Genomic DNA, 2278 nt, shown 5'->3' on the forward strand with positions numbered 1-2278 from the left:
GAACGTGAAGTGAAATCGTGTCCGCATTGTCGATGCGTGCAACAAGCTGAGTTCCCATCACATGTCAAAAACCATGTGCAATATGATCCACGGCTCACTACGCTTGTCGTGTATTTGTACAACATGCAAATGATCCCTTATCAACGTTTACGTGACATGATAGAAGAGCTATATCAACATCCGATCAGCACAGGAACGCTTGTCAACATGGGCAAACGGGGACGGGAAGCCCTCGAGCCAAACATGGACATCATCGAAGAAGCACTGCTTCAATCGAATATCTTGCATGTCGATGAAACGAGCTTGCGGATCGATGGCAAACAGGCGTGGGTTCATGTCGCCTGTACATCCGCATATACATACTTAGCTCCTCACGCTTCTCGTGGAAAGAAAGCAACGGATGAGATCGGGGTTCTTCCACAATACAAAGGGACGATGATGCATGATGCATTCGGTACGTATCCGAGATACACGAAAGCCACACATGCTCTTTGCCATGCCCATCATTTACGTGAGCTAAAAGGCTTCACCGAACAAGGGCATACGTGGGCGATGCGCATGACCACGTTTCTGTTAGCCGCCAAACAGGCAGTCGAAGCGCATCACGGTGCACTTTCCGAAGAAGAAGCGAGACGGTGGGAACGAGTGTATGATCGCATCCTAGAAAGAGCACAACACCGATTGGAAGCGAAGACGCCTCTTCCGAAAAAAGCACTCGCTTTTGTTCGACGGCTTCAAAAACGAAAGGAAGAAGCACTGCGTTTCTTACGTGAAGTACATGTTCCCTTTGATAACAACCAAGCCGAACGCGATCTTCGCATGGTCAAAGTCAAAGAGAACATTTCGGGTACGTTTCGCGAAGAAACATTCGCCCAGTCTTTTTGTATCACAAGAAGCATCGTTTCCACACTGACGAAACACGAAAAAAACGTGTGGGATTCGTTATGTCTTCTGTTGACGGGTGACACGCTTGATCATGTTCTTTCTACCACTTAGGGCATTTTCTATTACGGGGATGCCCTATTTGTGTTGCGCTTCTTTACATACTACTATCGGAGTGAATAGTTACAAGATTTTTGACGATCTCGATCATCTTTCACCAGTTTATAGGTTGTAAATTTACTTCAACTACAGTTGTATTGTTAATTTCAAAAGTCAAATAGTATGCAGCATTATGAATTGCTACCGCCTCGCTGTCAAATTTTACATTATTGAGATAACCTACTACTTGGGAAGAATCACTGGAAGAACGATAGGCACCCAATGACCAAATATAAGGTGACCAAGAAAAATCAGCCCCAGTAGTATAGTCTGTGTCACGTGCTTGTCCAATCTCTGGCGATAATAATGCTACTAATGTTAGACACATAACTCCTAGCCTAGTTATTTTCCTTTTCATAACAGTACCTCCCTCACGAATATTTTTCCTTCATTATACCTCCATTTTCTCCCTCCTTCACCGCCAACTTGCTGTCGAACCCCGCCATTTTTGACGGTTCGCCCGCCAATTTTGGCGGACTAGATAAAAAACGCCCCCACCCATCCGACAAGGACATAAAAACCCCCATCCAATGCCCGTGCATCAGATGGGGGATTCGTTTTATCCGCGCAATGTGGCGCCGAATTGTTGTTCGACCGCTTTGATGACTTGTTCGTGAACGTTTGTTATTTCTTCATCTGTTAATGTCCGCTCTGGGTCATAGTAACGGAGCGAGAAGGCGATCGATTTTTTGCCTTCCGGGAGGCGGTCGCCTTTGTAGACGTCGAAAATCGATACATCCTTCAACAGTTCACCGCCTGCCTCGATAATCGCTTTTTGCAACTCACCCGCGACGACATGTTCATCAACGACAAGGGCGATGTCGCGCGTAATCGACGGGAAGCGTGGAATCGCCGTATAGCGAATGTCGGCTACTTCCGCTTTTAATAACGCTTCAAGATCTAGCTCAAATACATATGTTTCTTTTAAATCAAATTGTTTTTGCACGTTCGGATGAAGCTGACCGATAAAACCAATTGTTTTGCCGTCTAGCAACATATCGGCCGTGCGCCCTGGATGAAGGTGCTCGCGTTTTGCTTGCTTATATTCCACGCGGTTTTCTAATCCTAGCAACGCAAACAAACCATCTAAAATTCCTTTAACGACATAGAAGTCAACTGCTTTTTTCTCCCCTTGCCATAAATGGGCGTGCCATACACCTGTCAAAACGCCTGCGAGACGTTCTTTTTCGTTCGGCAGTTCATGTTCGCCGTTAGCTAAATATACCGAGCCGATTTC

3 protein-coding genes are annotated in these 2278 nt (G+C 45.8%); 1 reads left to right on the top strand and 2 read right to left on the bottom strand.

Features of this window, described 5'->3' with window-relative positions:
- A partial coding sequence (gene tnpC / locus BO219_RS13565; RefSeq protein ID WP_226373842.1) for an IS66 family transposase occupies nt 1–996 on the top strand: 996 nt, incomplete at its 5' end.
- 100 nt (nt 997–1096) lie between these two features.
- On the opposite strand, the gene BO219_RS13570 is transcribed toward tnpC, so the two are convergent.
- On the bottom strand, nt 1097–1399 hold the full coding sequence (locus BO219_RS13570; RefSeq protein ID WP_077429930.1) for a hypothetical protein: 303 nt from the start codon (nt 1397–1399) through the stop codon (nt 1097–1099).
- Nucleotides 1400–1600: 201 nt separating this feature from the next.
- The coding region (locus BO219_RS13575) for a phenylalanine--tRNA ligase subunit beta-related protein (RefSeq protein ID WP_476692365.1) at nt 1601–2278 on the bottom strand (678 nt) is incomplete at its 5' end.

It is taken from the genome of Anoxybacillus kestanbolensis (assembly GCF_001996285.1).
In the GTDB taxonomy this organism is placed as follows: Bacteria; Bacillota; Bacilli; order Bacillales; family Anoxybacillaceae; genus Anoxybacillus; species Anoxybacillus kestanbolensis_A.

Excerpts from the sequence above, each read along its gene's own strand:
- BO219_RS13570 (WP_077429930.1), bottom strand. The coding sequence starts at position 1,399 with ATGAAAAGGAAAATAACTAGGCTAGGAGTTATGTGTCTAACATTAGTA.